The organism is Nocardia sp., from assembly GCF_025465275.1.
Lineage (GTDB): Bacteria > Actinomycetota > Actinomycetes > Mycobacteriales > Mycobacteriaceae > Nocardia.
In genome coordinates this window covers 17893-42923 of sequence record NZ_JAODNK010000147.1, presented here as the reverse complement: position 1 = coordinate 42923, position 25031 = coordinate 17893, and the positions used below count along the sequence as shown (strand labels likewise).

Annotated in this window: 21 protein-coding genes and 2 pseudogenes; 17 read left to right on the top strand and 6 right to left on the bottom strand. The window is 62.9% G+C overall.

Features of this window, described 5'->3' with window-relative positions:
• The 7 genes and pseudogenes from JWN03_RS31885 to JWN03_RS31855 all read left to right on the top strand — a co-directional run.
• A pseudogene (locus JWN03_RS31885) lies at positions 1-246 on the top strand (DoxX family protein); the annotation flags it as partial.
• 25 nt (positions 247-271) lie between these two features.
• The gene (locus tag JWN03_RS31880) at positions 272-1426 is read left to right on the top strand and encodes a thiolase family protein (protein ID WP_297622749.1); all 1155 of its coding nucleotides are present in this window, start codon (positions 272-274) and stop codon (positions 1424-1426) included.
• Between the two features lie 118 nt (positions 1427-1544).
• Entirely contained in the window at positions 1545-1940 is a 396-nt protein-coding gene (locus JWN03_RS31875; RefSeq protein ID WP_297622745.1) for a Zn-ribbon domain-containing OB-fold protein, read from the top strand.
• 4 nt (positions 1941-1944) lie between these two features.
• Complete coding sequence (locus tag JWN03_RS31870; protein WP_441343095.1) at positions 1945-3096, top strand: thiolase C-terminal domain-containing protein; 1152 nt, start codon at positions 1945-1947, stop codon at positions 3094-3096.
• Positions 3097-3098: 2 nt separating this feature from the next.
• Positions 3099-5585, top strand: a complete 2487-nt coding sequence (locus JWN03_RS31865; RefSeq protein ID WP_297622741.1) for a CaiB/BaiF CoA transferase family protein — start codon at positions 3099-3101, stop codon at positions 5583-5585.
• Positions 5585-6511 carry a TIGR03619 family F420-dependent LLM class oxidoreductase gene (locus JWN03_RS31860; protein ID WP_297622739.1) on the top strand — a complete coding sequence of 309 codons (927 nt, stop codon included), beginning with the start codon at positions 5585-5587 and terminating at the stop codon, positions 6509-6511. Before JWN03_RS31865 ends, JWN03_RS31860 begins: the two co-directional genes overlap by 1 nt.
• On the top strand, positions 6489-7127 hold the full coding sequence (locus tag JWN03_RS31855) for a cysteine hydrolase (RefSeq protein ID WP_297622737.1): 639 nt from the start codon (positions 6489-6491) through the stop codon (positions 7125-7127). The genes JWN03_RS31860 and JWN03_RS31855 overlap by 23 nt, the downstream gene beginning before the upstream one ends.
• A 16-nt stretch (positions 7128-7143) precedes the next feature.
• Here JWN03_RS31855 and JWN03_RS31850 read toward each other — a convergent pair whose 3' ends face one another.
• The 4 genes and pseudogenes from JWN03_RS31850 to JWN03_RS45605 form a co-directional block, all read right to left on the bottom strand.
• Positions 7144-8103, bottom strand: coding sequence for an alpha/beta hydrolase (locus tag JWN03_RS31850; RefSeq protein WP_297622735.1), 960 nt, complete (start codon positions 8101-8103; stop codon positions 7144-7146).
• 120 nt (positions 8104-8223) lie between these two features.
• Complete coding sequence (locus tag JWN03_RS31845; RefSeq protein ID WP_297622733.1) at positions 8224-9519, bottom strand: MFS transporter; 1296 nt, start codon at positions 9517-9519, stop codon at positions 8224-8226.
• A gap of 698 nt (positions 9520-10217) precedes the next feature.
• Entirely contained in the window at positions 10218-10802 is a 585-nt protein-coding gene (locus JWN03_RS31840; protein WP_297622731.1) for an MmyB family transcriptional regulator, read from the bottom strand.
• Between the two features lie 27 nt (positions 10803-10829).
• Positions 10830-11111: pseudogene (locus tag JWN03_RS45605) on the bottom strand (helix-turn-helix domain-containing protein); the annotation flags it as partial.
• 721 nt (positions 11112-11832) lie between these two features.
• On the opposite strand from JWN03_RS45605, the gene JWN03_RS31835 reads away from it, so the two are divergent.
• Positions 11833-13062, top strand: coding sequence for a hypothetical protein (locus JWN03_RS31835; protein WP_297622729.1), 1230 nt, complete (start codon positions 11833-11835; stop codon positions 13060-13062).
• A gap of 74 nt (positions 13063-13136) precedes the next feature.
• Positions 13137-13892: a lytic transglycosylase domain-containing protein gene (locus tag JWN03_RS31830; RefSeq protein ID WP_297622727.1), complete on the top strand. Its 756-nt coding sequence runs from the start codon at positions 13137-13139 to the stop codon at positions 13890-13892.
• 41 nt (positions 13893-13933) lie between these two features.
• On the opposite strand, the gene JWN03_RS31825 is transcribed toward JWN03_RS31830, so the two are convergent.
• Positions 13934-14827, bottom strand: a complete 894-nt coding sequence (locus JWN03_RS31825; protein ID WP_297622725.1) for an HpcH/HpaI aldolase/citrate lyase family protein — start codon at positions 14825-14827, stop codon at positions 13934-13936.
• Positions 14828-14836: 9 nt separating this feature from the next.
• On the bottom strand, positions 14837-16720 hold the full coding sequence (locus JWN03_RS31820; RefSeq protein WP_297622724.1) for an AMP-binding protein: 1884 nt from the start codon (positions 16718-16720) through the stop codon (positions 14837-14839).
• Between JWN03_RS31820 and JWN03_RS31815 the strand changes: the two genes are divergently transcribed.
• From JWN03_RS31815 to JWN03_RS31780, 8 genes are all read left to right on the top strand, one after another.
• Positions 16637-17803 carry an acyl-CoA dehydrogenase family protein gene (locus tag JWN03_RS31815; protein ID WP_297622722.1) on the top strand — a complete coding sequence of 389 codons (1167 nt, stop codon included), beginning with the start codon at positions 16637-16639 and terminating at the stop codon, positions 17801-17803. The genes JWN03_RS31820 and JWN03_RS31815 overlap by 84 nt on opposite strands.
• Before the next feature lie 265 nt (positions 17804-18068).
• Positions 18069-20474 carry a sensor histidine kinase gene (locus JWN03_RS31810; protein WP_297622720.1) on the top strand — a complete coding sequence of 802 codons (2406 nt, stop codon included), beginning with the start codon at positions 18069-18071 and terminating at the stop codon, positions 20472-20474.
• The gene (locus JWN03_RS31805; protein ID WP_297622718.1) at positions 20452-20868 is read left to right on the top strand and encodes a roadblock/LC7 domain-containing protein; all 417 of its coding nucleotides are present in this window, start codon (positions 20452-20454) and stop codon (positions 20866-20868) included. The genes JWN03_RS31810 and JWN03_RS31805 overlap by 23 nt, the downstream gene beginning before the upstream one ends.
• Positions 20865-21260: a DUF742 domain-containing protein gene (locus JWN03_RS31800; protein WP_297622716.1), complete on the top strand. Its 396-nt coding sequence runs from the start codon at positions 20865-20867 to the stop codon at positions 21258-21260. The genes JWN03_RS31805 and JWN03_RS31800 overlap by 4 nt, the downstream gene beginning before the upstream one ends.
• On the top strand, positions 21241-21840 hold the full coding sequence (locus JWN03_RS31795; RefSeq protein WP_297622714.1) for a GTP-binding protein: 600 nt from the start codon (positions 21241-21243) through the stop codon (positions 21838-21840). The genes JWN03_RS31800 and JWN03_RS31795 overlap by 20 nt, the downstream gene beginning before the upstream one ends.
• A gap of 251 nt (positions 21841-22091) precedes the next feature.
• Entirely contained in the window at positions 22092-22979 is an 888-nt protein-coding gene (locus tag JWN03_RS31790; RefSeq protein ID WP_297622712.1) for an AurF N-oxygenase family protein, read from the top strand.
• 16 nt (positions 22980-22995) lie between these two features.
• On the top strand, positions 22996-24414 hold the full coding sequence (locus JWN03_RS31785; RefSeq protein WP_297622710.1) for an FAD-dependent oxidoreductase: 1419 nt from the start codon (positions 22996-22998) through the stop codon (positions 24412-24414).
• Positions 24411-25004, top strand: coding sequence for a TetR/AcrR family transcriptional regulator (locus JWN03_RS31780; RefSeq protein ID WP_297622708.1), 594 nt, complete (start codon positions 24411-24413; stop codon positions 25002-25004). Before JWN03_RS31785 ends, JWN03_RS31780 begins: the two co-directional genes overlap by 4 nt.
• The last annotated feature ends 27 nt before the right edge of the window (positions 25005-25031 follow it).

Genomic DNA, 25031 nt, shown 5'->3' with positions numbered 1-25031 from the left:
AACCATATTCGTAACGGGTTCTTCATCTTTCGCCCTGGTGAGGGGTACGAGTACGTGCTGATGATCATTGTGGTCGCGGCGGCGATCGGCGCGTCCGGCGGTGGTTCATGGTCGCTGGACAACCTGTTCGACATCAGTATCGCCGGGTGGCCCGGCCTGGCAATAGCGGCGGTACTCGGCGGCCTCGCCGGGGCGCTCGCGCTCGGAACCAGTTGGCGCAGACCAAAATCGGAAATATCGGCTTGATCTCAAAGGAGTACACAGCATGGCCATTCGTGATGCGGTGATCGTCGACGCGGTGCGAACCCCGATCGGCAAACGAGGCGGCGCCCTCGCGCACTACCATTCGGCGGACCTGTCGGCCCACGTGTTGAATGCGCTGGCCGAACGCAATGGGCTCGACCCCGCCGTCGTCGATGACGTGGTGTGGGGCTGTGTGAACCAAACCGGGCAGCAGGCCGGCAATGTGGGCCGCATGGGCGTTCTCGGCGCCGGTTGGCCGGAGTCCGTACCGGCCTCCACGATCGACCGGCAGTGCGGATCTTCGCAGCAGTCGGTCCATTTCGCTGCGGCCGGGCTGATCTCCGGGCAATACGACGTCGCCGTCGCGGGTGGTGTCGAGATTATGTCGGCCGTTCCGATCGGAGCCACCTGGGCGACAGATCAGTTCGGTCTGCCCGGCGGACCACTGGTGGCCGAACGCTACGGCACCGGCTTCAATCAGGGTCTCGGCGCCGAAATGATCGCCGAGAAGTGGGGATTGGATCGCGAACGAGTCGATGTATTCTCGGCGCAATCGCACGAAAAGCTCGCGGCCGCCATCGATTCCGGCGTCTTCGACGCGCAGATCACCACGGTGCCGACCGCCGATGGCGGCTCCTTGTCGGTGGATCAGGGCCTGCGACGGGGAACGTCGGTGGAGACCCTGGCTGCGCTGAAACCCGTCTTCAAAGCGGACGGTGTTATCCACGCGGGCAATTCGTCTCAGGTCAGCGATGGCGCGGCCGCACTGCTCATGATGACCTCCGATCGCGCGCGGGAACTGGGCCTGCGGCCGATCTGCCGGGTGCACACCGCTGTGGTCACCGGCGACGACCCGGTGATCATGCTGACCGCCCCGATCCCGGCAACGGCGAAGGCGCTCAACCGATCCGGGCTCTCGATGTCCGACATCGGTGTATACGAAGTCAACGAGGCGTTCGCCCCGGTTCCGCTGGCGTGGCTGCACGAGACCGGAGCGGACGAATCGCGATTGAACCCGAACGGCGGCGCTATCGCGATGGGCCACCCGCTGGGGGCCTCGGGCGCTCGAATCATGACGACGATGATCAATCACATGCGGGACAACGGCATTCGATACGGCCTGCAGACGATGTGTGAGGGCGGCGGCATGGCCAACTGCACGATCGTCGAACTGCTGCGCTGAGACGGACGCTGAGCGGGTTGCCAAGGGCGGCTCGCTCTTGCCACAGAAATTCGAAAATAGTAACGTTCGCTCTGTATAGTAGTTACTATGTAAACAACAGACGAAGAGGTGGACGCCCGTGCTGCGAGTTATCCCCCCGGTTCCGAATCGGGATGATCAGTTCTTCTGGGATGGCGTCGAAGAGGGGCGGTTGCTGATTCGGCAATGTTCGAATTGTGCGCGACTTCAACACCCGCCCAGCCCCATGTGTCCCCAGTGTGGATCCCTCGCGTGGACCCCCCTCGAGGTGGCGGGCACGGGCACCGTATCCAGCTGGATCGTGTCGCGACACCCCAGCCAGCCGGACGGTGATGCCCGCATCGTTGCGGTGATCGCGTTGGCCGAGGGTGCTCGCCTGGTCACCAACCTGCAGGGCATCGACCCTGCTCAGGTTGTCAACGGAATGGCTGTCGAGGTGACCTTCGGCGAGGTCGGCGGCGTCAAGTTGCCGCAGTTCAAGCCGATGGCGAAGTGAGGTTCTGATGGCCCTGAACACAGACAAAGCTGCGATCGTCGGGATCGGCCAGACCGAGTTCTCGAAGGACTCCGGGCGGAGCGAGCTACAGCTCGCGTCGGAAGCGGTGCGCCATGCGCTCGCGGACGCCGGGCTGCAGCCCGCCGACGTGGACGGCCTGGTCACGATGACCGTAGACGACAACGACGAACTCGCCTTGATGCGCAGTGTCGGCATCGACCGAGTGCGTTGGACCTCGCGCACACCCTTCGGCGGCGGCGGCTCGTCGGCCATGGTCGAGCACGCCGCGGCGGCGGTGGCGGCGGGCATGTCCGATGTCGTGGTGGTCTACCGGGCGTTCAACGAACGATCGGGCACACGGTTCGGCCAGCCCATGCGAAACGGCGGGATCCCGGACCTCAACTTCCATCTCCCCTACGGACTGGACACACCCGCGAAAATGTTCTCGCTCTGGTTTCAGAGCTACATGCATCGCTATGGCCTGACGAACGAAGATTTCGGCCGATACACCGTGGTCGCTCGCAAGCATGCCGCGACCAATCCGAATTCGTGGTTCTACCAGCGCCCGATAACGCTGGCCGACCATCAGGCGTCGAGATGGATCGTCGAGCCCATCCTGCGGCTGCTGGACTGTTGTCAGGAGAGTGACGGCGGCGTGGCCCTGGTGGTGACGGGCATCGAACGCGCGCAAGATCTGCGCCATCCGCCCGTCGCGATCGAGGCGGCCACGCAGGGAAACGTGGCGGGGGACAACACGTTGTTCAATTACTACAGTGCGGACATGGACCGATTCCTGCAAGCGGAATATGTCGCCGAACAATTGTGGGGGAGTACCGGACTGAAGCCGGATGATATCGACGCGGCAATGATTTACGAAAATTTCAGTCCGGTCGTCTTTTATCAACTCGAAGCCTATGGATTCTGTGGCCAGGGCGAAGCCAAGGACTACATCAAGGACGGCAATATCGAGATCGGTGGCAAGCTGCCCGTGAATACGCACGGTGGCCTGCTCGGTGAGGCGTATATCCACGGGATAAACAACATCATCGAAGGTGTTCGTCAAATTCGGGGCACCGCGGTGAACCAGATCTCCGGTGCCGCGCATGTGCTCTGCGCGGCCGGGCAGAGCGCGATCGTGCTCGGAAGCGGGGTGTAACCGTGGGTGTTCTCGACGGAATCAAGGTCCTGGACCTGTCCTGGGGCATCGCCGGACCGATAACGGGCATGCTGCTCGCCGACCACGGCGCGCAGGTCACGAAAATCGAACCGCCCGAAGGCGATCCGTGGCGGCGGCTGTCGGGCTACCGGATCTGGAACCGCGGCAAACGCAGCGCCGCACTCGATCTGAAGAGCGACACGGACCGGAAGCGGTTCCTGGCACTGGCTCGGTCGGCAGACGTTGTGATCGAAAGCTTCGCGCCGGGCACCACCGAGCGGCTCGGCATCGACTACCCGACATTGCGGGCGATCAATCCTCGATTGATCTATTGCTCGATTACCGGCTATGGCGAGGACGGACCCGATGCCGATCGGCCCGGAATCGACGCTCTTGTCGCCGCTCGGTCGGGACACCAATTCGAGGGCCGCGGGACCGTTGGCGGAACCATCGCGCGCCTGTCCGGACAGGCGCCGATCATGCCCGAGTTGACCGGACCACCGCCGGGCTCCTGGGTGGGACCCGACCGGGACGGGCCACTGTTCAGCGGTGTGCCGTGGGTCAGTCTCGGAACGGCTTACATCGCCTCGGTCGGTGTCAATGCCGCGTTGCGGGCGCGGGAACACACGGGACGCGGACAGCGCGTGCAGGCGTCGCTGCTGCACGGTGTGCTCGCCACCACGATCGCGGGCTGGCAGCAGGTGGACAAGCCGGACGCACCCTATTTTCAGACCTGGGTCAACGACAGCAGAGCGCCCAAGGGTTTCTTCCGTACGTCCGATGGCCGTTGGACCCATCATTGGGTGCCGCTGCCCGAGTTCATTCTGAACGCGTCCGCGAACGGACTACAGGCCACGCCTGAAGTTTCGTCGCCCAAGGACGCATCGCTTCGCGTCAGTCCCATGTCGGAAGACATGGTCATCCTGCACGCCTTCCAAGAGCAGCTGGCGGAGGCGGTCGTACGCTACCCGGCCCAGGATTGGGTGGATCTCGCCCACCAGGTGGGCGTACCGGTGCAGACCGTGCGGTCGCCCGAAGAAGCGCTCCTGGACCCCCTCCTGCTGGCCGATGGCTGCGTCGTCGAGATCGATGATCCGGAGATGGGTCCGATTCGGCAGGTCGGCAGGATCGTCGAGCTGGCCCGGCATCCGCAACCGACTCCGCAACCCGCGCCGATCTTCGGCACGCACACCGAAGAGGTCCGCGCAGAGGCGGACGCCTTGCTTGCGGCGCAACCGGATTTGGCGTCCATGCCGGTTTCGGCGGCATCGGACACGCGCAGCCTGTCGGCTCCGCTGGCGGGTGTGACCGTGCTCGATCTCGGCTTGGCCGTTGCCGGACCGTTCGGCACTCAAGTGTTGGCCGAGCTGGGCGCCCGAGTCATCATGGTCAACACCAAGACCGACAAGTTCTGGTTCAGCAATCACATCGCGATGTGCTGCAACCGGGACAAGGAATCCATCGTGCTCGACCTGAAGGATCCGGAAGGTCTTGCGGTGCTGCACCGCCTGGTCGCGGAAGCCGATGTGGTTCAGCACAATATGCGTTATGACGCCGCGGAGCGGCTGGGTGTCGGATACGAGGACCTGCGCAGCATCAATCCGTCACTGATCTACTGCCATACCCTCGGCCATGAGCAGGGACCCCGTGCGCAGGACCCGGGCAACGATCAGACGGCCGCAGCCCTGGCGGGGACCTCCTGGCTGGATGGCGGGCTCGACAACGACGGCCGGCCGATCTGGTCGTGCACCTCGCTGGGCGATACAGGCAACGGATTCCTCTCCGCGATCGGGATCATCCAGGCTCTCTACGATCGTGATCGCACTGGGGCAGGCCAATTCGTGCGCACGTCGATTCTGTACGCGCACTTGCTCAATGCCGCGACATCATGGGTCACCCCCGATGGTGCCCGGATGGGCGATCGGCAGCGCTCCGATGCGGAGCAGTACGGATGGAATGCGCTGTACCGCCTGTACCGGACATCGGACGGCTGGCTGTGCCTGGCTGCGCTTACCGAAGCGGATTGGTCGAATCTCACCGCTGCCCTCGGACGCGCCTCGCTGGCACGCGATCCACGCTTCGCGACCGAATCGGCGCGCGCGGCACACGATTTCGAGCTGATTGCGGAACTCACCGCAGTGTTCGCCGACCGGACTGCGGCCGATTGGTACGCGGAACTAGACTCGCACGGGGTCCCCTGCGAAGTCTCCGATCCGGATTACGCACAGCGATTGTTCGCGGACCCGGATGCCAAGCGCCGCCAACTGGTTGCGTCGTTCCAGCAACGCGCGGTCGGCAAGATGACGGTCGCGGGCCTGTACTTCGACCTGTCCGATACGCCCGGCGTATTGCAGGGTGGGCCGGTGTGGCCGGGTGCGAATTCCCGGGCCATCCTCACCGAACTCGGTTACAGCGACGACGATATCGCCAAGCTGATCGAGAACCGTGTCGTCGACGACACCAGCGCGCTGTCCTCCGGGGCGGTGTAGTGCGCTGGACTGTTGCGCTGCCCACCGAGAATGTCGGGGCGGGTCCCGATCTGATCAGCGCAGCGGCGATCGGTGAGATGGCCGCAGCCCTCGAGGCGGCGGGGGTCGATGCGTGCCATGTCACCGATCACCCGTATCCGCCGCGTGCGTGGGTCGAGGCCGGCGGTCACCACGCGCTCGACCCCTTGATCGCGTTGTCGTTCGCCGCCGCAGCGACGCGGCGTATCCGATTGCACACCAATATCTTCGTGGCCGCCTATCGTCATCCTGTGCTGGCCGCGCACAGCGCGGCGACGCTGGACGTACTGTCCGGTGGCCGGTTGATTCTCGGCACCGGCACCGGTTACCTGCGCGAAGAATTCGAGGCCCTGGGCGTCGATTACCTGCGTCGGGGCGCAGTGCTCGAAGAGGTGATCACGACAATGCAGAAAGTGTGGTCGGGCGAGCTCGGCAACGAGGGCAATGTCCTTGCGCCGCTGCCTGTTTCGCAGCCGCACCCGCCGATCTGGTTCGGCGGAAACTCGGCGGTGTCCATGCGGCGGGCGGTGCGCTTGGGACAAGGCTGGGCGCCGTTCCCCGCAACCCGCGGTTTGGCGAAAGCCACCCGGACCGCCGCGTTGACGGACGTCGACAGTTTGGCTCGTGCGATCGGCGACATGCGGAGCTTTGCGACCGAGATCGGCCGGAGCGAACCCATCGATATCTGCGTGACGCCGTTCTCCCATCCACACCACCGTGCGGCTCTCGAGCCCGAACGTCTGCTGGACGAGGCGGTACAACTCGCGCGGCTCGGGGTGACCTGGCTGTCGATCAGGCTGCCCGCGCCGAGCCGGGCGGGATTTCTGGAGAACGTGGCTGGATTCGCGACCGAGGTTGTGGCACAAGTTGATAGAAGGGAAAGCCTTGCCGATACCGATATTCGATGACGTGATCGCCCCCGGGCGGACGGCACTCGTGCTGCAGGAGATACAAAACGGTGTAGTGGGGCCGGGGACGGTCTTTCCTGAGCTCGCTGCCGCTGCGGTCCAGCGAGGGGTGGTCGACAATGCCGCCCGGCTGTCGGAGGCAGCGCGTGCCGCCTCGGTGCCGGTGATTCACGCGACGGCGGAGAGCCTGCCCGGCGGCTTCGGCACCAACCGGAACGCGCGGTTGTTCAGTGCGGCCCGCAAGGCCGGTGCCGACAACACGCGCGGTACAGCATCGGTGCGCCCGGTGTCGGCGGTATACGCCGAAGGCGATCTCGTACTGCCCCGATACCACGGTCTATCGCCACTGGCCGACGGACAACTCGACGCGTTGCTCCGCAATTCCGGCATCACCACCGTGGTGATTGCCGGAGTGTCGTTGAACGTCGCGATTCCGAACCTGGTCTTCGACGCCGTGAACCGGTCGTACCGAGTCGTCGTGATCACCGACGCCGTGGCGGGCGTGCCGGTCGAATACGGCTTGCAGGTCGTGGAGCACACCATCGGATTGGTCGCCACCCTGGCCAAAACAAATGAGGCTGTCCACGTCTGGGATTCGGCCGCGGGCCGGACCTAGCCACGCCCGCCACTCACTACTGCGGGAAGGCGTTCCTCGTCCAGTGGAGCATGTTTTCCCAGAACAGATTTCGAGTAGGCGCGATGTTGTGAATGTGCCCGGCGCCCGGGAGCACGTGGCTCGTGAAGCTCGCCGTGCCCGGGTACCGCGTGACCCGATCGAGCCGGCCATTGATGAGCGAGTCGTGTTCGCCGTTCAGGACGAGAGCCGGGACGCGAATCCGTCCGGCGTCGATGGCGACATTGCCGGGGAGCAGGCTCAACAACCCGCCCGCCCCGAGCAGTCGCGTTGTCGCCGCCTCCATCGCCAGGCGCACGGGCGCGGGAACCGTCCGGGTTCCGTGTACGTTTGCCGACATCGCGGGGTAAGCGCTGCCGAACATCCGCACGGTCAGTTGGGCGAGCAGCACATCATCGGGCGGCTCGTCCGTGAGCAGATCTGTGACCTCCGGGGGAATGACGCCGGGGAGTCCTTTGGTATCGAATCCCACGAGGCAAATGGCGTCGTATGTTTCGTGTACCGCCTGTTGACGGACTGTGAGTCCGGCGCCCATGGAGTGCCCTACACCCACGCGCCGCAGTGCCGGGGCGGTAGCCGTGCCGGTCCATTGCTGCTGCAACTTGTTGCACAGGATGCTGAATACCGCGTGATTCGCCGCGATTACGTGTCCGAGCAATGGTGGAGTGCCATCCCGGGAGAGTGTCGAACCGCCGGTCCCGGCATGGTCGACGGAGATGACGGGGAACCCTCTGCTCGCCATCCAACGCGCGAAGCTGTACGAATCGTCTTCCGGCACTTGTAGATCCCAGTATCGACGGGATAGACCGCCGCCGGGCAGGCAGCAGAAGACGATCTGGCCGCTCGGATCTGCCGGCGAGAATACGGTGGCAGCAATCGGCTGCCCGGCGAGTTCGGGCACGATGGGGCCGACATCGACGACATGCCGGGTCGCGGCGATGTCGGTTGAATTGGTCAAGGACTGCCTCCTCTCGATGGTCGCGCATTCCTTGGCCTCCGTAACGGATCGCCGTCCACATGTACCTTCCTGCGCTTCCGGAACACGCAGTATATAATATATTCACAACCTGGTGGATTGTCACGTGGACGTCCGGCACCGTTTGCGACACCGACGATGCCGACCCGACCACAGTCGATTCCTGCGAGGAGCGCACCGATTTTCTGAACACAGCGATTCGTTTCCGGCGGGCCATCGCATGTCATCGGCGCCGTAGCGGGTCCGGCCGAGCGGCGATCGCGACGAAGGCTCGGGGACGATCGCCCACACGGTCGATGCGGTAGCAAGCAGCGCCCCTGCAAGCCAGAGTCCGAACCCAAAGGACAGGTGTTGGGCCACCGCTCCAATCGCGATTGGACCGAGGACAACGCCGAGGTCGCCGGACATCTGGAAACCGGCGAGCATTGACCCGCCATGGACCTTCGGTCCCATGAGGTCGGCGAGGGCGGCTTGCTGCGCAGGGGTGAACATTCCGCAACCGCTGCCGGCCAGGAATGACATAGCTAACAGCCAGGGCACCGTGGGCACCATCGCTGATGCCGCAGTGCCCAGACCGGAAATGAGGGTGCCGGCGATCAGAAGTGGCCTGCGCCCGAACTTGTCTGAGAATCGGCCTGAGCCTGACAGTGCAGCCGCAGTGCCGACAGCGAACACGGTCAAGGTGACCCCGGCCATTCGAGCCGACTGCCCGAGTGCTTCCGTCACCAGCAGCGGCACCAGCGCCATTCTGACGCCGAAAAGCGCAACACCGCTGGTGAAGTTCGACCACAGCAATGCCCGGTATCCAGGGAGGGATAACACCTGCCGGAAAGTCCTTGCTGCGCCCTCAGAGGCTGGGATCGGAGATACTATCTGCGAGTTGCGCAGACCGAAGTGCACTGCGATCCCGACCACTACCAGCGCCGTGGCAAAGGCCACGAACGGCACACGCAGACCGAACCCGGCCAGCACTCCACCGACGATCGGGCCGCTCATGGAGCCGATCAAAAAGTAGGTTGACCACAGTGCTGAGACCCGGCCCCGTTCATGTGTGGGCGACATTCGGATCAGGAGCGCCATCGACGACACGGTGAACATGGTTGAACCGATGCCGCCGACCGACTGCAGCGCCAGCAGTTGCCAATAGTTCCGGGCGAATGCACTCGCTCCCGCCGAGCAGGCAATGATCAGTAGTCCGCTCACGTATACGGATCGTTCGCCGAGCTGTTGTACCAGCCGTCCACTCACAGGCGCGAACAGCAGTCTCATCAGCGCGTATGCGCTCACTATCGCGGATGTGGAGGCGATATCGACACCGAAACTTCGAGCGAATTGCGGTAGCACAGGTGTCACCAGACCAAAGCCGAGTTCGATGACCAGAGCGGCTCCGAACAGCACCCTGATTTCCGATGGAAGCGCTGTGGATCTCACTTGGCTGGGCCGTCGCCGCGACCAGCGACGTAATGACCTGCGCCGTGGTGGCACCTCAGATAGTTGGCTCAGCATCCGGCCATCGCCTTCTGGCAATGTGACGCAGTTCCCGGGCCGATAAGTTCTCGCCGGGCCGCCACGGGAGGAGGGCCGCGCGGCTGATGGTGAGCCGTAACACCGGTCCGCGGATCCTTTTTCATGGCGAATGCCGCGCAATCGTGGACTAGATGCTCGACGCGGCGGGGGGCGCAAGGAGATCAGGCCGCTACTGAGCCCGTACGCTCTCAGTGGTGTCGCCGGTGACACCGTTCTGGACCGGTTCGCCTGTGTCGGATTCGGAGAATTCGAATTCGAATTCGACAGGGAGTAGACAAGAATACTGCCCTGGCGATGCCTCGGTGACGACTGTCGGTACGTGCAGGCCCGGTCGAACAAGCCAGCGGCCGTGTTCGACTCCGTCCCGAAAGAACCTGACATCGCGATCTGGACCTGGCGGGATAGTTTGTGTCACCATCACCATCTCTCCGTCACTTGCTAGCATAGTATCTACTATGCTAGTCGTGCACGGTACGGTTCAGGGCGTTCCCGACAAGAGCGGATCGTTGTGACCCACATTGCAGCCGATGGCGCGCGGACGACGCGATTCCTCCGCCTGCTGCTGTTCTCTATCCGACCGGGGTCTGGTCGATCGTCTCTTGTGGTCTGCTGCGTTTGGCCATCTGGAACTGCTCGTACGGCCGCATCGGTTGCACGGGGCGCAGGTATCGGTAGGTACATTGCTCGATGGCGTCGGTGCTCGGATTTCGCAGGAGTACCACGTCGTCGTTCATCTCGGCCTTGGTGAGTTCGGTGTCGAAGAAGAGTGTGAAGTCGTGCGGTGACTGGGAATAGCAGAAGTTGAAGATCTCGTCGAGCCGGTGCTGCGAGACGAGCCCGGGTCCCATGACGCGCAGCAGGTACACCAGGCGCGTGGCGACGGTCTGCCAATTGGCGATCAGGTCCCGTGCGGGCTTGGTCATGATCCACTCGACGAAGTTGGTGGGTCGCGGCGATCCGAGATCGGCCGGCAGCAGGCTGGGTATCGTTTGCCGCGCGATTGTGTTGGCGGCCAGCACATCCAGGTGCGGGAAGCTGTAGTAGTAGGCGGGGCCGGCGACCATCTCCAGGTGGTCGAGGTCATCATTGCTGAAGGTCGGTGGCCACGTGCCGACCGCGAGTGTGTCCATGCCGTTGAGCACCAGCGATGTCATTTTGCGCAGCATCCAATCCGGTAGATCCAGTGCGCGGCACCAGGCAACTAAACTGTCGGTGCTCGGGTGACGGAGGCCGGCCTCCCACTTTCGTAACGACGACACCGTCGTCGACGCTGCCAGGGCTACCTCCTCTCGTGTCAGTCGCAGCGCTTCGCGTCGTCGGCGGAGGTATACGCCGGCCTCCGGCCGGTCGCAGATCCACGAAGGTCGATCGGACCCGCGGTGCTCCCGGGTCGGCACGATCGGACGCCGCTGTCTGCGGGATATCGATAGGGGGTTGGGATCCGGGAATGTAGGTGCGGTCATCGGCATGCCCGGCCTCTCTATGAACCTCACACGGTGCCTGTCGCGCCTGGAAACTGCCGAATGTGGTGAATGCAGCAAGGTGAACTGTCTCTGTTCGGGCAAATTCATGGCGACGAAATCCAACTTCGCAAACCAACATATACACGACACAGTAAGGCGATATTTGTTACAAAAGTCACGCGTGGAAGCGTTTCGTAAGCGCCATCTTGGGTGGTATGGAATTCGCCGAGGAATGGCAGACTGTGACAATTTGTGTCACTTTGCGTCCGACGGCTCGGGTAACCAAGTGCCGCAAAAGGAGAAGAGTGCTGGCCAGCACGTAATTTCGCTTTCGTGACGCGCGGTGCTAACGGCACCGTTCGGAGAGTGCTCGATCAAGGTTGCTATTCGATTGCTTTGTGTAATCCGGTAGTCGGTGTTTTCTCTGATTGCGAGGCTGCGGCTATACCTTTGTAAGCAGCTTCCGGCACCTATTGATGCGAAGCGGGAAAGTACCGACTAAACACGTGCGGTTTGCTACCCGTTACCGCGTTGGTTCGGATACCCACGTGACTGCCTACCGCAGTTGCATCCTGTCCGTCTGCAGGGCACAGTCTGTGGTGCAACAGGACCCCTGTGGAGCACCTCTGAAGACGGTGCAATTCATCGTCGGAGGATAGCGGTGATGTTGCGCCGTCCATCATAGGTGGGTCACAGTTCACCTCGATCTGCGGGGAATCGGGTGTCGCCGTGGCCGACAACTCTCCTGAGAGCGCGGCGAACAACGTTCGAGCGAATCGTGGCCGACAGTGAAATTCGCAAGCTATTCCACTGCAACCTGTTGATGCGCTGCGGTCGGTTTTTGTGTATGGCCCCTGAGGCCAATGAGCTCGTCCTGCAGATCAGATTTGGTCGGGGTGGCGGCTCATCGAGGAGAAGAAAGCAATACCTGATGGAACCATTGGACAGCAACGAACCGGATCGTGGCGATCCGGAGGCAACCGAACTGATCAGCATCGTTGGCAGTGATGTCACTGATCCGGAGGCGACTGAACTCATCGCCGTACTCGGCAACGATGCCGCCGATCCTGACGACTCTCGCGGCGCGGACGATGCCGCTGATTCCGACGCCGATGCGTGCGAGGATCCGTCTGGATCGTCGGGTTCGGGGCGGTGGCAATGGCTTACGAGGCATCTTGCGGCACAAGACATTCGCCGGCATCTGCCGCATGCCGCGGCCACCGCTGCGGTAATGACTGTCGTGATCGGGATCGTGATCGTGGCTGCATCGAAGCGGGATGATCAGGTGGGCAATGCGGCGGCGTCGGATGTCTCGAAGACGCAAACCACCGGAGATCTGACCACCCAGAGTGGGCCGATTCAGGCGATCGATATTGCCAGCAGTTCGGTGACGCCGAGTGATGTGGCTGTCCCGGGTGACACCATGACGACCGACCCCGCCACCTATGACCCGAGCACGACGATCGACCCCGGCGCGCCGATCACTACGACTGATACGACGACTGATACGACGACCAATGCGCCGAGTACGACCACGGATATCACCACGACCTTGCCAGCGGTGCCCAGCATCTCTCTCAGTGCGAATGCGGACTTCTCGCTCAACCCTCAACCCGAAGTGAGTCCGGGTCCTCAAACATGGGTGAATTCCACTCTGGATCCGGTCACCACCACAACCACTGTCACCGTGATGGTTGTCCCGCCCAGCACGACCACCGACACCCTTTCGGTGACACTGCCTCCGACTACGACAACGACCGATACAACAACGACGATCTCACCCAGTACGATCGCCGCTGCCGTTCCGACGACAGTGCCTCCGACGACAGTGCCTCCGACGACGACGACGCGTCCACCGACGACGACGCGTCGACCGACCACGACTTCGCGGCCCTCGAAGACGTCCACCATCACGACGATCACGGTGGCGAAGCCGTCCACGACCCGTTGATCCGGGTAGCTGGCACGGTGCGGACGAGTCGTTGGGGCGAGAGGATGGCGAATTCGGACATAGGCGGTCCTAGAATGGGCGCGGTTCGCCTGGCGTTGCTGGTGTCAGTGGTGTCGGTCTCCGTCGCGGGCTGCGGGTCGACAAATCGGGTTCCCGATCTCGGGCCGCCTGGTTCCGGTGGGCCGGTTCCGGCGATCCGGCTCGACGCAGTCGAGAATAGGCTCGACCAGCTTCATGACTGGGCGCAGGTGCGGGCGGACAAGTTCAGCATCCCGTTGGGGGCGCTGCAGGCATACGGATACGCGACGGTGGTCATGGCGAACGCACAGCCGGGGTGTCATCTCGGGTGGACCACTCTGGCCGGGATCGCCCGCGTGGAGAGTAATCACGCCCGATTCCGTGGCGCCACTATCGCCGCCGACGGCCTGGTGCGGCCACCGATCCGCGGTATCGCCCTGAATGGCACCGGCGGCAACGCTGTGATCGTCGATCCTGACGCGACAACGCGAGCCGGGCGCACCGTGTTTGCCCGCGCGATGGGGCCGTTCCAGTTCATCCCCGACACCTGGAGACGCTGGGGTGTGCGCGCCGGCGCCGACTACACTGCCCTCGCCAACACGCTCGAATCCGGTAAACCCGTTGCCACCAAAGAGCTTTCGGGTAACGCGGACAATATCGATGACGCGGCGCTGGCTGCGGGGCGCTATCTGTGCGCGGCCGGTGGTGACCTGGCCACCGCCTACGGTTGGCGGCAAGCCATCCTGGCGTACAACCACTCCACCGTCTATGTCAATCAAGTACGAAGCGCCGCAACCGGTTACGACAAGTGACCGGATCCTGCCGTGTCGAGTCGCGCAGGAGCGGGTAATCGCTACGGTGTCGCGGCCGCCAGTGTCAGGACTCGTCTGGCCGCCACCGCGACCGCCTCGTCGATCATCTGACCCTCGAGTTGCACCGCACCGATCCCGTCTGCGGCGGCAGTTTGCAGCGTATCGAGCACGCGGCGAGCGTGTTCGACGGCATCGGGGCTGGGCGTGAAAATGTCAGTAACAGTTGATATCTGGGCAGGATGAATCACCCACTTACCGTCGAACCCCAGCGACTGGGACCATTCGGCGGACTCGCGCAACGGCTGGTCGTCAGCCACGGAGAGGCAGGGTCCGTCGATGGCCTGGATGCCTGCCGCTCGGGCCGCGACCAGGACCTGGTCCTGGACCCACAGCCAGTGTTTCGGTGGAAGATCGGGTGCGCGTCCCAGCAGTGCACCGAGATCGGCATACCCGATGATCAGTGTGTCGAGCGAATCGACAGCCTGGGCGATCGTGCCAATGTTGGTGAGGCCACGGGGCGTCTCAATCAACGCCTGCAACCGGATTGGAGTACCTGCGACCATAGCGGCAACGCCCAGCAGGTCCGCGGCCGTTTCAACTTTGGGCACGACGATGCTGGTTATGCCTGCGGTATCGGCACACATACGCACATCCGCTCGACCCCAGGATGTGCTCAAACTATTGATTCGAACACAGAATTCGCTGCGCCCCTGCTGCCCTATGAGGCGCCCCAGGCCGGTGCGAGCCCGTGATTTGTCCGCGACCGATACCGAGTCTTCCAGGTCGATGACAACCTCGTCGGCCTGCGATCGCAGCGCCCGCAGCGCCTTCCGCTCGTCCGAACCCGGAGCCACCAATACCGCGCGACGGCGCGCAGTCGGACTCTGGGAACGAGTGGCAGTCTCGATCGAACATGTGCGCGGCCCATCGATCATTGCAGCTCCTCACAGCGGTCTATCCGAATTGCCCAACCTGCGGGCGCGTTCCCGCAACACGCCCTTGACCACTTTGCCGGCGGCGTTGGTCGGCAACTTGTCGCAGACGAAAACATATTGGGGCACTTTGTGATTCGCCATATTTCGGCGCGCCCAAGCAATGAGCTCGTTCTCGTCGAGCTGGGCGCCGCGCCGTGGGACAACAAAGGCCGCCCCGACTTCCCCCAGCTGCTCGTCGGGCACGCCGATCACAGCTGTTTGTGCGATATTTGGGTTATGGTCGAGTATCTCCTCGATTTCCGTGGGGTAGGCGTTGCAGCCGTTCACGGTGTACATGTCGGTGATCCGGTCGGTGATCCGGAGTCGCCCGTCCTCGTCGATCACCCCGATATCTCCGGTATGTAGCCAGCCGTCGGTGTCGATCGTCGTTTCAGTCCGGGCATCCTGGCCGAAATATCCCTTCATGACGGTGTATCCACGCACCAGGATCTCGCCCCGAGTCCCTGCCGGAACGGACCGCCCGGTGGTGTCCACAGCGATCACCGATAAGCCGGGTAGTGGACGCCCTGATGTGGTGGCCACAGTGTCGAGTGGGTCGTGGCATCGGGACGTGGAGACTATTGCGCAGGACTCGGTGAGACCGTAAGAAGTGACGATGTGCGAAAGGCCCAGGCCTTCCTTGATTCCCTGGAGGAGCGTGGGAGGAACGCAGGTCGCACTGAATACGGCAAGGCGCAGACTGGCCACACTCGCTGCGGTGAAATCCGGATGCTTCAAGATTGGCTGAAATAGCGTGGCAGTGCCGGTGATCACGGACACCCGCTCTTGCCGGACTACTCGGAGAACTTCAGTGCCATCGAGTGACCGTGCTGGTAGGACCGTGGCCCCGGCGATGAAGCAGGCCAGCCAACCGGCCTTGTATCCGAAGCCGTTGGAGAACGGGCTGAGGATCAAGTACCGATCGCCTCCCCGGAGACCCACCGCCGCGGTCCATGCCGTGTAGGCGCGAAGCGCCTGCTGGTGAGTACACATCACGCCTTTCGGGCGACCTGTCGTGCCCGCGGTGAACAGGATGTCCGAGAGGTCTTCCGGATCGATCTCGGCAGCCAGTCGATGCGCGGTTTCGGAATCGATCGTGGTGCCGGTCGTTAGAAACTCGTTCCATGTGCGCATGCCACGGCGAGTTTCGCCATCGAAGGTGACTACGCACTCCAGGTGCGGTAGCAGTGCGTAGGGCCGGTCCTTGGTGACCGTTCCGACTGCCGTGCGCAGTAATTGGGGATAGTCGTGCCCGGGGGACCTGCCGGCCATGCAGAGGAGCCGCGCTTTGCTCTTCTGCAGTACATATGACGCCTCGCTGGCGCTGAACCGAGCGTCGAGGGGGACCAGGACACCGCCGGCGCGTTGGAGCCCGAGCGCTGTCGCGACCCACTGCCAGCTGTTCGGCGCCCAGATCGCCACCCGGTCGCCCCGCTCCACACCGATGCCGAGAAAGGATCGGGCAATCCGCCACACGAGCGTGTCGAGATCGGCGTAACTCAGCCGTACGTTTCCGTCGATGACCGCTTCGGCATTGCCCAGCCGATTCGCGGCATCGGTCAGCAGCTCGCCGATATTGCGCCACCGTAGATCGCCCCGTGTGTACTCCGGATTGGTGTCGGCACAAGGGGATTCGGTATCGACCTCGCGGTCGTTCGAAAGCGCCCGCACCAAGTGTTGCATATATAATATATATAGTACTCTGCACGAAATGTCCAGATCGGCCAGGGCTACCGGTCGGCATCGATGGTCTACCGGAAGGGAAATCGAATGGACCGTGAGTTGTTCGGCGACGATCACGAGGCATATCGGGATACGGTTCGAAAGTTTTTGGCCAAAGAGGTTGTCCCGCACTACGAGCAGTGGGAGGACGCGGCGCTTATCGATCGAGACGTCTGGCGCTCCGCGGGTGACACCGGTGTGCTCGGGCTCAGCGTCCCGGAGGAGTACGGTGGTGCCGCCGTACTTGACTACCGATTTCGGTACGTCGTGTGCGAGGAAGTCGCCCGCAGCGCGACAACATCGTTCGGGGTGGGCATCAGCCTGCACGACGATGTCGCGATCCCCTACATTCAAGACCTCGGCACGGACCAGCAGAAACAACGCTGGCTTCCGGGGATGGCCGCCGGCACCTCGATCGGAGCGGTCGCCATGACCGAGCCGGGCGCCGGTAGTGATCTGCAAGCGGTCGCGACCGCGGCCGTTGCCGAGGGCGATCGCTATGTCCTCAACGGCAGCAAGACCTTCATCACCAACGGCATACATGCCGATGTTGTCGTTGTCGTGGCCCGGACCGGCCAGGGCACCGGTTCACGGGCGCTGTCACTCATCGTCGTCGAGGACGGCACCCCTGGATTCAGCAAAGCGCGCAAGCTGCGGAAGGTCGGCTTGGCCGGTCAGGACACCGCGGAGCTGGTCTTCAGTGATGTCCGGGTACCGCGCGAAAACCTGCTCGGTGCCGCAGGTGACGGTTTTCGGCAATTGATGCTGCATCTGCCGCTGGAACGACTGTCGGTCGCGGTGACGGCGATGGCCGGTGCCCGTGCGGCCTACGAGTGGACCCTGCAGTACGTCTTCGACCGACGGGCGTTCGGCAAGCCGATCGGGACCTTCCAGAACTCCAGATTCAAACTGGCGGAAATGGCAACCGAATTGGACATCACCGATGCCTACGTCGACAGGGCCGTGCGCGCATACAACGATGGCGTGCTCAGCGCTGTGGACGCGGCCAAGGCCAAATGGTGGGCCACCGAACTGCAGAAGCGGGTCGTGGATACCTGCCTGCAGTTGCACGGCGGATACGGCTACATGCTCGAATACCCCATCGCCCGCGCTTATCGCGACAATCGGATTCAAACCATCTACGGCGGCACCACGGAGATTATGAAGGAGATTATCGGCCGCGACATCGAGAAGACCGCTAGTCGGCGATCCTGACAGCCCGGCAACGCCGGCCGCCGCGGATCTTCTCCACCGCCCGTAACGGTGCCCGACTTCTGAGCCGGTTTTCCCGCTTGTAGTCGGCGATACGGGGCCGATCCTCCATCCGTGCTTCGGTTTTGCCGGCGCCGAGCTAACGGGCCGAGTCATGGCGACTGGCGCCATTGTGCGCGAGGCCAATGCCGAGGGCATAGAATATATAATATCTACATAGTGTGTCGAAGCCGCCCTGTTCTGGATCAATAGTGGTTACTATGTCCGAATGTTGAAGGTGAGGCCGGGAATTCGAGCCCGCATCCTGGCGATCGCGCTCGTCCCGTGTCTGGCGTTGCTCGGGATCGGAACGGGCGCAGCGGGTTATCTAGCGTGGCACAGCCAGCACCTGCGCACCTTCGTCTCCGCCGCCCAGCGCAGCGATGACAGGGTGCGGGGATTGGTCGCGGGGGTGGAGCGGGAGCGGCTGATGTCGCTGTGGCAGTTGGCGGGCGCGGCTCCGGATTCGACGGGGCTGGCCGCCGCCCGTGTTCAGCTCGATAGTGCCCTGCGTGAGCTGGCTTCCACCATTTCCGAGCTCACGGCCACCGGCGCGGACAAGCTGCCGGCCGACATGGGAGGTTTCACCGAGCTGGAGCAGCAGTTACCCATCATCCGAGGGCGGATTGATGATGGCGCGATGCCGGTTTCGGATGTGTACGCCATCTACTCGAAGATGCTCGACGGCATCGGCGCCGGGATGATTCAGGGTGCGCGCAGCGTAGCGCCGAGTCCTGACTCCGCCGTCGACGCGTACGGCACGGTGCGGATGACCCGTGCGATCGAAGCGCTGTCACGTAGCAGTGCGCTGGCGGTTCTCACGGTGAACGGTAGCCCGTTGCCCGAGCCGCTCGCTGTCGAATTCCGTGGCCTGGTCGGCTACTATCACGCCGAATTCGTGCAGCTGACAGGAGATCTGCGAGCACCTCAGGGCGCCCGGTTGAAAGCGATCATGGCGGAGCCGGCCTGGCAGACCTTGGCGGCGATGGAGAACTACGTCATCGAGCGGCCGGCTCCGGATTCGCGTGGGACCAATGCTGCGCCGGTGACCGTCGCGGATTGGCGGCGCGCGGTGGACCAGATCGGCGGGGAACTGCTGGATCTGTGGCAGGGGCAGCGCGCGGCGACCGACCGCGTCTCCGCCGCGGCGGTCGATCGCACCGTGCGCAATTCCCTGGCGGCGGGTGGCGCCGTGCTGGCGATCGCACTGCTGGCCTTCGGATTGTCGCTGTGGCTGGCGAACCGGCTGATCGGCCGGCTGCGGCGGTTGCGCACCGAAACCCTGGCGCTGGCGGAAGTCCGGTTGCCCGAGGCGATGCGCCGTCTGCGCGAGGGTGAGCAGATCGATCTCGAAACCGAATCGGCAGCACTGGATTTTGGCCACGATGAGATAGGGACAGTGGCGGCCGCGTTCAATACCGCTCACACAGCGGGGATTGCGGCCGCGGTCGCTGAGGCTCGCATCCGTGAGGGTGTGCGTCGGGTCTTCCTCAATATCGCCCATCGCAGTCAGATCGTTGTGCACCGCCAACTCGAGATTCTTGACGAGGCCGAACGTGAACAGGAAGATCCGGCCCTGCTCGACATCTTCTTCCGGCTCGATCACCTTGCCACTCGCGAACGTCGCAACGCCGAAAATTTGACAATTCTCGGAGGTGGCCAGCCCGGCCGGAAGTGGCGGAGACCGGTCCCGATGCTGGAGTTGATCCGCAGTGCCGTCGGAGAGACCCTGGATTACTCCCGGGTGCGGGTCGCCCAATTGCCGGCGGTCTATGTCATCGGCGCGGTGGTCGCCGACCTGATCCATCTGGTAGCGGAACTGGTCGACAACGCCACGTCGTTTTCGCCACCGCAGTCGCGGGTGGACATTACCGGCACTGTGGTCGGGCGGGGGGTGGCGGTGGAGATCAGCGACCAAGGCGTGGGAATGACGCCGGACGATCTCCGGAAGGTGAACGAGATGCTAACCGACCCACCGGATTTCGGCGTCGAGACATTGTCGGCCGATGCGCGACTCGGACTCTTCGTTGTCGCCCAGCTCGGGACGCGGTACGGAATCTCTGTGCGGCTGGGCGAATCCGATTACGGCGGGATTCGCGCCATTGTGCTGGTTCCCAGCGCGCTGGTCACCACCGAGCCGGTCGCCGTGGACCACCTCCCGCAGTACCTCAGCAGACACCGCGCCGACATACCGCCACCCGCCGGTGAGATTCCGGCGGCCGTGGTTCCGGGGCTAGACCAGGTTTCACCGGCCAGGCTGTCCGCGGCGACTCGGGTGACACCCAACCTGCCCCGGAGGGATGTCCCGGTACATCCGGACCCGAGCCAGCCGGATTTCCCGGTGGTAACGGACGCGGCCCCCGCTGACCGACTGGGCCGGCCAGCGCTGCCCAAGCGTCGTCGACAGGCCAGCCTTGCTCCGGAATTGGCGAGGTCGGCGAACAGTGACTCCGCCGCAAGCGATTCCGCCCAAGGTCCACCGCTGAGACCCTCGCACAGTGCCGACCAGGCGCGAGAGCGGTTCTCCGCCATCGAGAACGGCACTCGGCAAGGTCGGCGAGGGGCGGGTCGACAGCAGACTTCCGCATTTCCGGATCAACAGGAGGGCGACAGTGACTTCTTCAACCACAGGTGATCTCGGCTGGCTCATCGACGACCTCGTCGAACGATTGGCTGGAGTCCGTTACGCGGTGGTCCATTCCGCCGACGGACTGTTGCTGGGCCGCTCCGCGACGATGATGCGCGAGGACGCCGAACGCTTCGCTGCCATGACGTCGACCCTGTACGGGCTGGCACGCAGTGCCGGGGCGGGCTTCGGTGGTGGCTCGGTGCGTCAGGCGGTGATCGAACTGGACTGGGCGGTGCTGTTCGTCACCGCAGCCGGTGCCAATGCTTGTCTCGCCGTGCAGGCCGACGCCGACGCCAACCTCGGCATGGTCGCCTACGAGATGAACCTTACTGTGCTGAGGGTGGGCAGCACTCTTGCCGCCACGCCCCGCAACGAGCCGATACCCCCTCGATTGGCATGACCGGATTCTGGTTCGCCGACGAGCCATTCGACGAGGATTGGTACGACGAGGCGGCCGGTCCGCTGGTCCGGCCCTACGCGATGACTGGCGGCCGCACGGCCGGCGCGGGACATGATCTCGACATGCTCACCGCGATCGTGACCGCGCGGGCGGGGCCGACGCTGCGGCGCACCGAACCCGAGTACCGGCAGATCCGGGACCTGTGCCGGACGCCGGTCTCAATTGCGGAAGTGTCGGCGTCCCTGGGGTTTCCGCTGGCGGTGACCAAGATTCTCGTCGGCGATCTGATCGACGACAGGATTCTGATATTCCGACCCCCGGTGCACCACCAGGCGAGTGGTCCCGATGTGAACCTCTTGAGAGCAGTACTCGATGGCATCCGTAGCGCATGACTCAACGCAAGAATTGGCCGCTTCGGTCAAGATCCTCATCGCCGGCGGCTTCGGCGCGGGTAAGACGACGCTGGTATCGGCGATCAGCGAGATCACTCCGCTGCATACCGAGGAGCTGATCACCGAATTGTCCACTGGCGTCGATGATCTCGTTGGCGTGGAAACCAAGACCACCACCACTGTCGCGCTGGACTTCGGCCGCATCACCATCGACGAGAGCCTTGTGCTCTACCTGTTCGGCACCCCCGGCCAGGACCGATTCTGGTTCCTCTGGGACGAACTGGCGCTCGGGGCTCTCGGTGCGGTTGTCCTCGTGGATACCCGCCGGCTGGAGAATTCTTTCGCCGCTGTCGACTATTTCGAACACCGCGCTGTGGCGTTCACCGTGGCGGTCAACTGTTTCGACCATGCGCCGTTCTACACCGTCGCTGAGGTCCGCGATGCACTCGACCTCGACGACGGGGTACCGATCGTGTTGTGCGACGCCCGCGACCGCGCCTCATGCAAGAACGTTCTGATGCTGCTTGTCGAACATCTATTGGTTCGCGCCACATCGGAGGTGGACGAGCAAGGGATGTGACGGTTAGCCGTACCCTGCGGCGCGTATACCGAGCATGGGGTGGCGTGGCGCAGGGGTTGACCTCCAGAAAATATTGAATAAAATATGTAATCTGCAATCCTGCTGAGATTGGGACGTAACCATGGCCGACGTCGCCCGTGAACCGCTGTCGTCCGGATCCGACGCCGCCCACCGGGCGTGGATCTCGAGGCGGGCGCTTTACTGCGTCGTGACTGTGTCTACATCAATTGCGGGGTGATTTAAGGAATATGATGACAGATTCCAAAAGTGATGTATTGTTCGAGGTCCTGCTGGACTCGGCCGCTCGTCTCTCTTTCGATCCGAGACTTGAATCGATTTATGAGCCCGGCTTGAATGATGGCCGGCTTCATGGAATGACGCCCGAGTGGTCGCCTTTGTTTGGGACGCGGACTTGGGGCGGAATGTCCGAGGACCAGAGAATTCGGCTCACCAGGTGCGAGGTTGCGCAGTTCTTGGGCGTTGGGATTTGGCTGGAAGTGGGGCTGCAGGTAGCGCTGTTGCGTCGCAGTCATAGTTCTGACCCTGCCCAGTGTGACGTCAAATTCCTGTTCAATGAGTGTGCTGACGAGAATCTGCACTCTTTGATGTTCGCAAATGCCATAGAAAGTATTGGTTCACATTTCTATCCACGCGGCCGGTTGCTGAACATTCTAGGACTGCTGTTTCGATCGTTCGCCTGGGAAGAGGTTGCCTACGGAATCGTCCTGGCTGGGGAAGAGATTTTCGACGTCATGCAACGAGATTGGATGGCGAGCGAGAACGTTACCAGCACTATTCGAAGGACTTCTTACGTTCATGTGGTCGAAGAGTCAAGGCACATGGCTTTCGCGCGCCGCAAGATGCGGGACCGCTTGGCTGGAACCTCGAAGATGCGACGCTCTGTCAGCTCGATGGTCATCGCAATCGGAATGCACGTGATCGCCAGGAGTTTGATCAATCGGCGAGTCTATGAGGATCTAGGCTTGGATTGGGAATCGGTGAGACGCGACATCGATGCCAATGAACACCACCGGATGATGTTCCGAAAGGCAGCCGAGCCCTTTATCGAATTTTTGAACAAGGAAGGTTTGCTCCATTGGGGTGCCCGGTGGGTTTACCGGAAATCGAATCTTCTCTAGGCACGCGGGAGCGATCTTGACCCATATTATCCTGGGGCATTGCTGTAAGGATGCCTCTTGCGTCAAAGTGTGCCCGCAGGACTGCATTCACCCGGCTCCGCGTGAGCCCGGGTTCGAGTCTGCGGAAAGGTTGTACATCGATCCGCGCACATGTATCGACTGCACCGCCTGTGTGGAGGCGTGCCCGGCGTCTGCCATTAAATCTGAGCATGAACTCACGATCGCAGAGAATCGGTACACCCTCCAGGCTCAGGAGTTCTTCTCGACTACATCGGTCGTCTCCGGCCCTGCTGCACGTCGGGTGACTTTCGAACAATCGCTAGGAACTCCCGGCGGCCGGCTGAAGGTCGCCGTCGTGGGGTCAGGGCCTGCGGCGATGTACACGGTTCGGGAGCTGCTGCGCCGATCGGGTTCGGTCCGTGTCACGGTCTTCGAGCAGCACGGTGAGATTGGGGGCCTGCTGCACAGGGGTGTCTCTCCAGACCATTCCGAGATTCGAGACATGATCAGGCTCTTCGAGGTTCCATTCAATGACGACCGTGTCGAAGTCATCCTCAACACGGAAGTTGGCGTCGATATTTCTGTTTCGGCCCTCAGGAGTAGATTCGACGCCGTAGTGCTCGCGTACGGGGCGTCACAGCCACGGAAAATCGGCTCTATCGATGAAGCGGGTCGCGGTGGCGTATATGAGGCGATCGATATCCTCACTGCGGCGAATTCTGGCTCGTCGGACTCTCCTCCGCACGGGCCGCTGGGGCCTGAATGTGTAGTCGTGGGAGCCGGAAACGTAGCTCTCGATATTGTCAGATACGTCGCGAGGATGAATATCGATTCCGCCGCCGGGGGAGCAGTGCGGGAGTTGGTCGTATTATCGCGATCCGCCCCTGATCGCGCATCGTTCACGCCCTCGTCGTTCTATGAACTTCTCGATCTCGACAGCGTTGACCTTCTCATCGACGCAGCCGGTATCGTTCCCGAGTCATCTTCGAAGAGCGCACTGCTCCAAGATATTTCGACCCTGCCCTCCGCCGATGTTTCTGGCGCCGAATATGGCTGGTGGCATCAAGGTTATCAAAAGCTCCGCGTGATCCTATCGTTCGGAAACGACGTGACAAGTATCGAGGGCACGAGCTCCAGTGAAGTGGCAGTGGTTACGGCATCTGGGCGAAGGTTTGTCGCGAGTTCTGCGATATGCGCTGCAGGTTTCACAACAAAGAATATTGCCGGTCTCCCCGCCGGCGAGAGCGGCACGGTGCTGAACCGGCGAGGAAAAGTTATTTCGCGCGAGACCGGCGGTCCGCTCGAGCGATTGTATGTTGTGGGCTGGGCAAAGCGGGGTGCCACCGGGGGAGTGGGAGACAACCGCGTGTGCGCGCGGGAAACGGTCGCGCAGTTGGCTGCCGACGTGGGGCTGGAGAACGGCGATACGCGGTGAGTGATCCAGGTTCAGAAAAGGCGAAACGTGTTCGGCTGACCCGGGATCAGCGGCGCAAGCAGTTGATCGCACTGGGCGCCGATATGCTTGCTGAGCGCGCCGCTGCGGATATTTCCGTCGATGAGATCGCCAGGCAGGCGGGTATTTCCCCGAGCCTGCTTTTCTACTATTTCGACTCGAAACACGAATTCCGTGATGCGATCGTGCGTCACATCAGCGCCGAGCTTCTGACCGCAATCGCTCCTGACCGCGAGCTCGCTCTGTTCGACATGTTCCGCAACTCGATCGAAGGATACGTCGGCTATGTCGAACATCATGGCGACGCGTACCGGGCAATCCTGAGCGGGTTCCCCGGTCACACCGGTGCGATAGCGAAAGCCGTTCTGGCTGAAGTCCCCATTGCGTCAGACGATCCCGACCGCCCCCGGCTCGCCCTCGCGATCCGTGGCTGGGTCGCCTTCGTCAACGAGACCGCCCTCATCTGGCTCGACGAAAAACCTATCAGCCGAGAGCAACTCATTGACGTGCTGGTGGAATCTCTTGTGGCCCTGGCCCTCAGCTCCACACTCGCGAATGCGCTCCGCCGTTGAGCATCGAGATAGTGCTGGACGGTGTGA

Bases quoted from the DNA above. Each gene is read 5' to 3' on its own strand.
- JWN03_RS31795 (WP_297622714.1), top strand. From the start codon at position 21,241: ATGGCATCCGTAGCGCATGACTCAACGCAAGAATTGGCCGCTTCGGTC.
- JWN03_RS31825 (WP_297622725.1), bottom strand. From the start codon at position 14,827: ATGATCGATGGGCCGCGCACATGTTCGATCGAGACTGCCACTCGTTCC.
- JWN03_RS31815 (WP_297622722.1), top strand. From the start codon at position 16,637: ATGGACCGTGAGTTGTTCGGCGACGATCACGAGGCATATCGGGATACG.
- JWN03_RS31840 (WP_297622731.1), bottom strand. From the start codon at position 10,802: ATGACATCGCTGGTGCTCAACGGCATGGACACACTCGCGGTCGGCACG.
- JWN03_RS31800 (WP_297622716.1), top strand. From the start codon at position 20,865: ATGACCGGATTCTGGTTCGCCGACGAGCCATTCGACGAGGATTGGTAC.
- JWN03_RS31790 (WP_297622712.1), top strand. From the start codon at position 22,092: ATGACAGATTCCAAAAGTGATGTATTGTTCGAGGTCCTGCTGGACTCG.
- JWN03_RS31810 (WP_297622720.1), top strand. From the start codon at position 18,069: ATGTTGAAGGTGAGGCCGGGAATTCGAGCCCGCATCCTGGCGATCGCG.
- JWN03_RS31830 (WP_297622727.1), top strand. From the start codon at position 13,137: ATGGGCGCGGTTCGCCTGGCGTTGCTGGTGTCAGTGGTGTCGGTCTCC.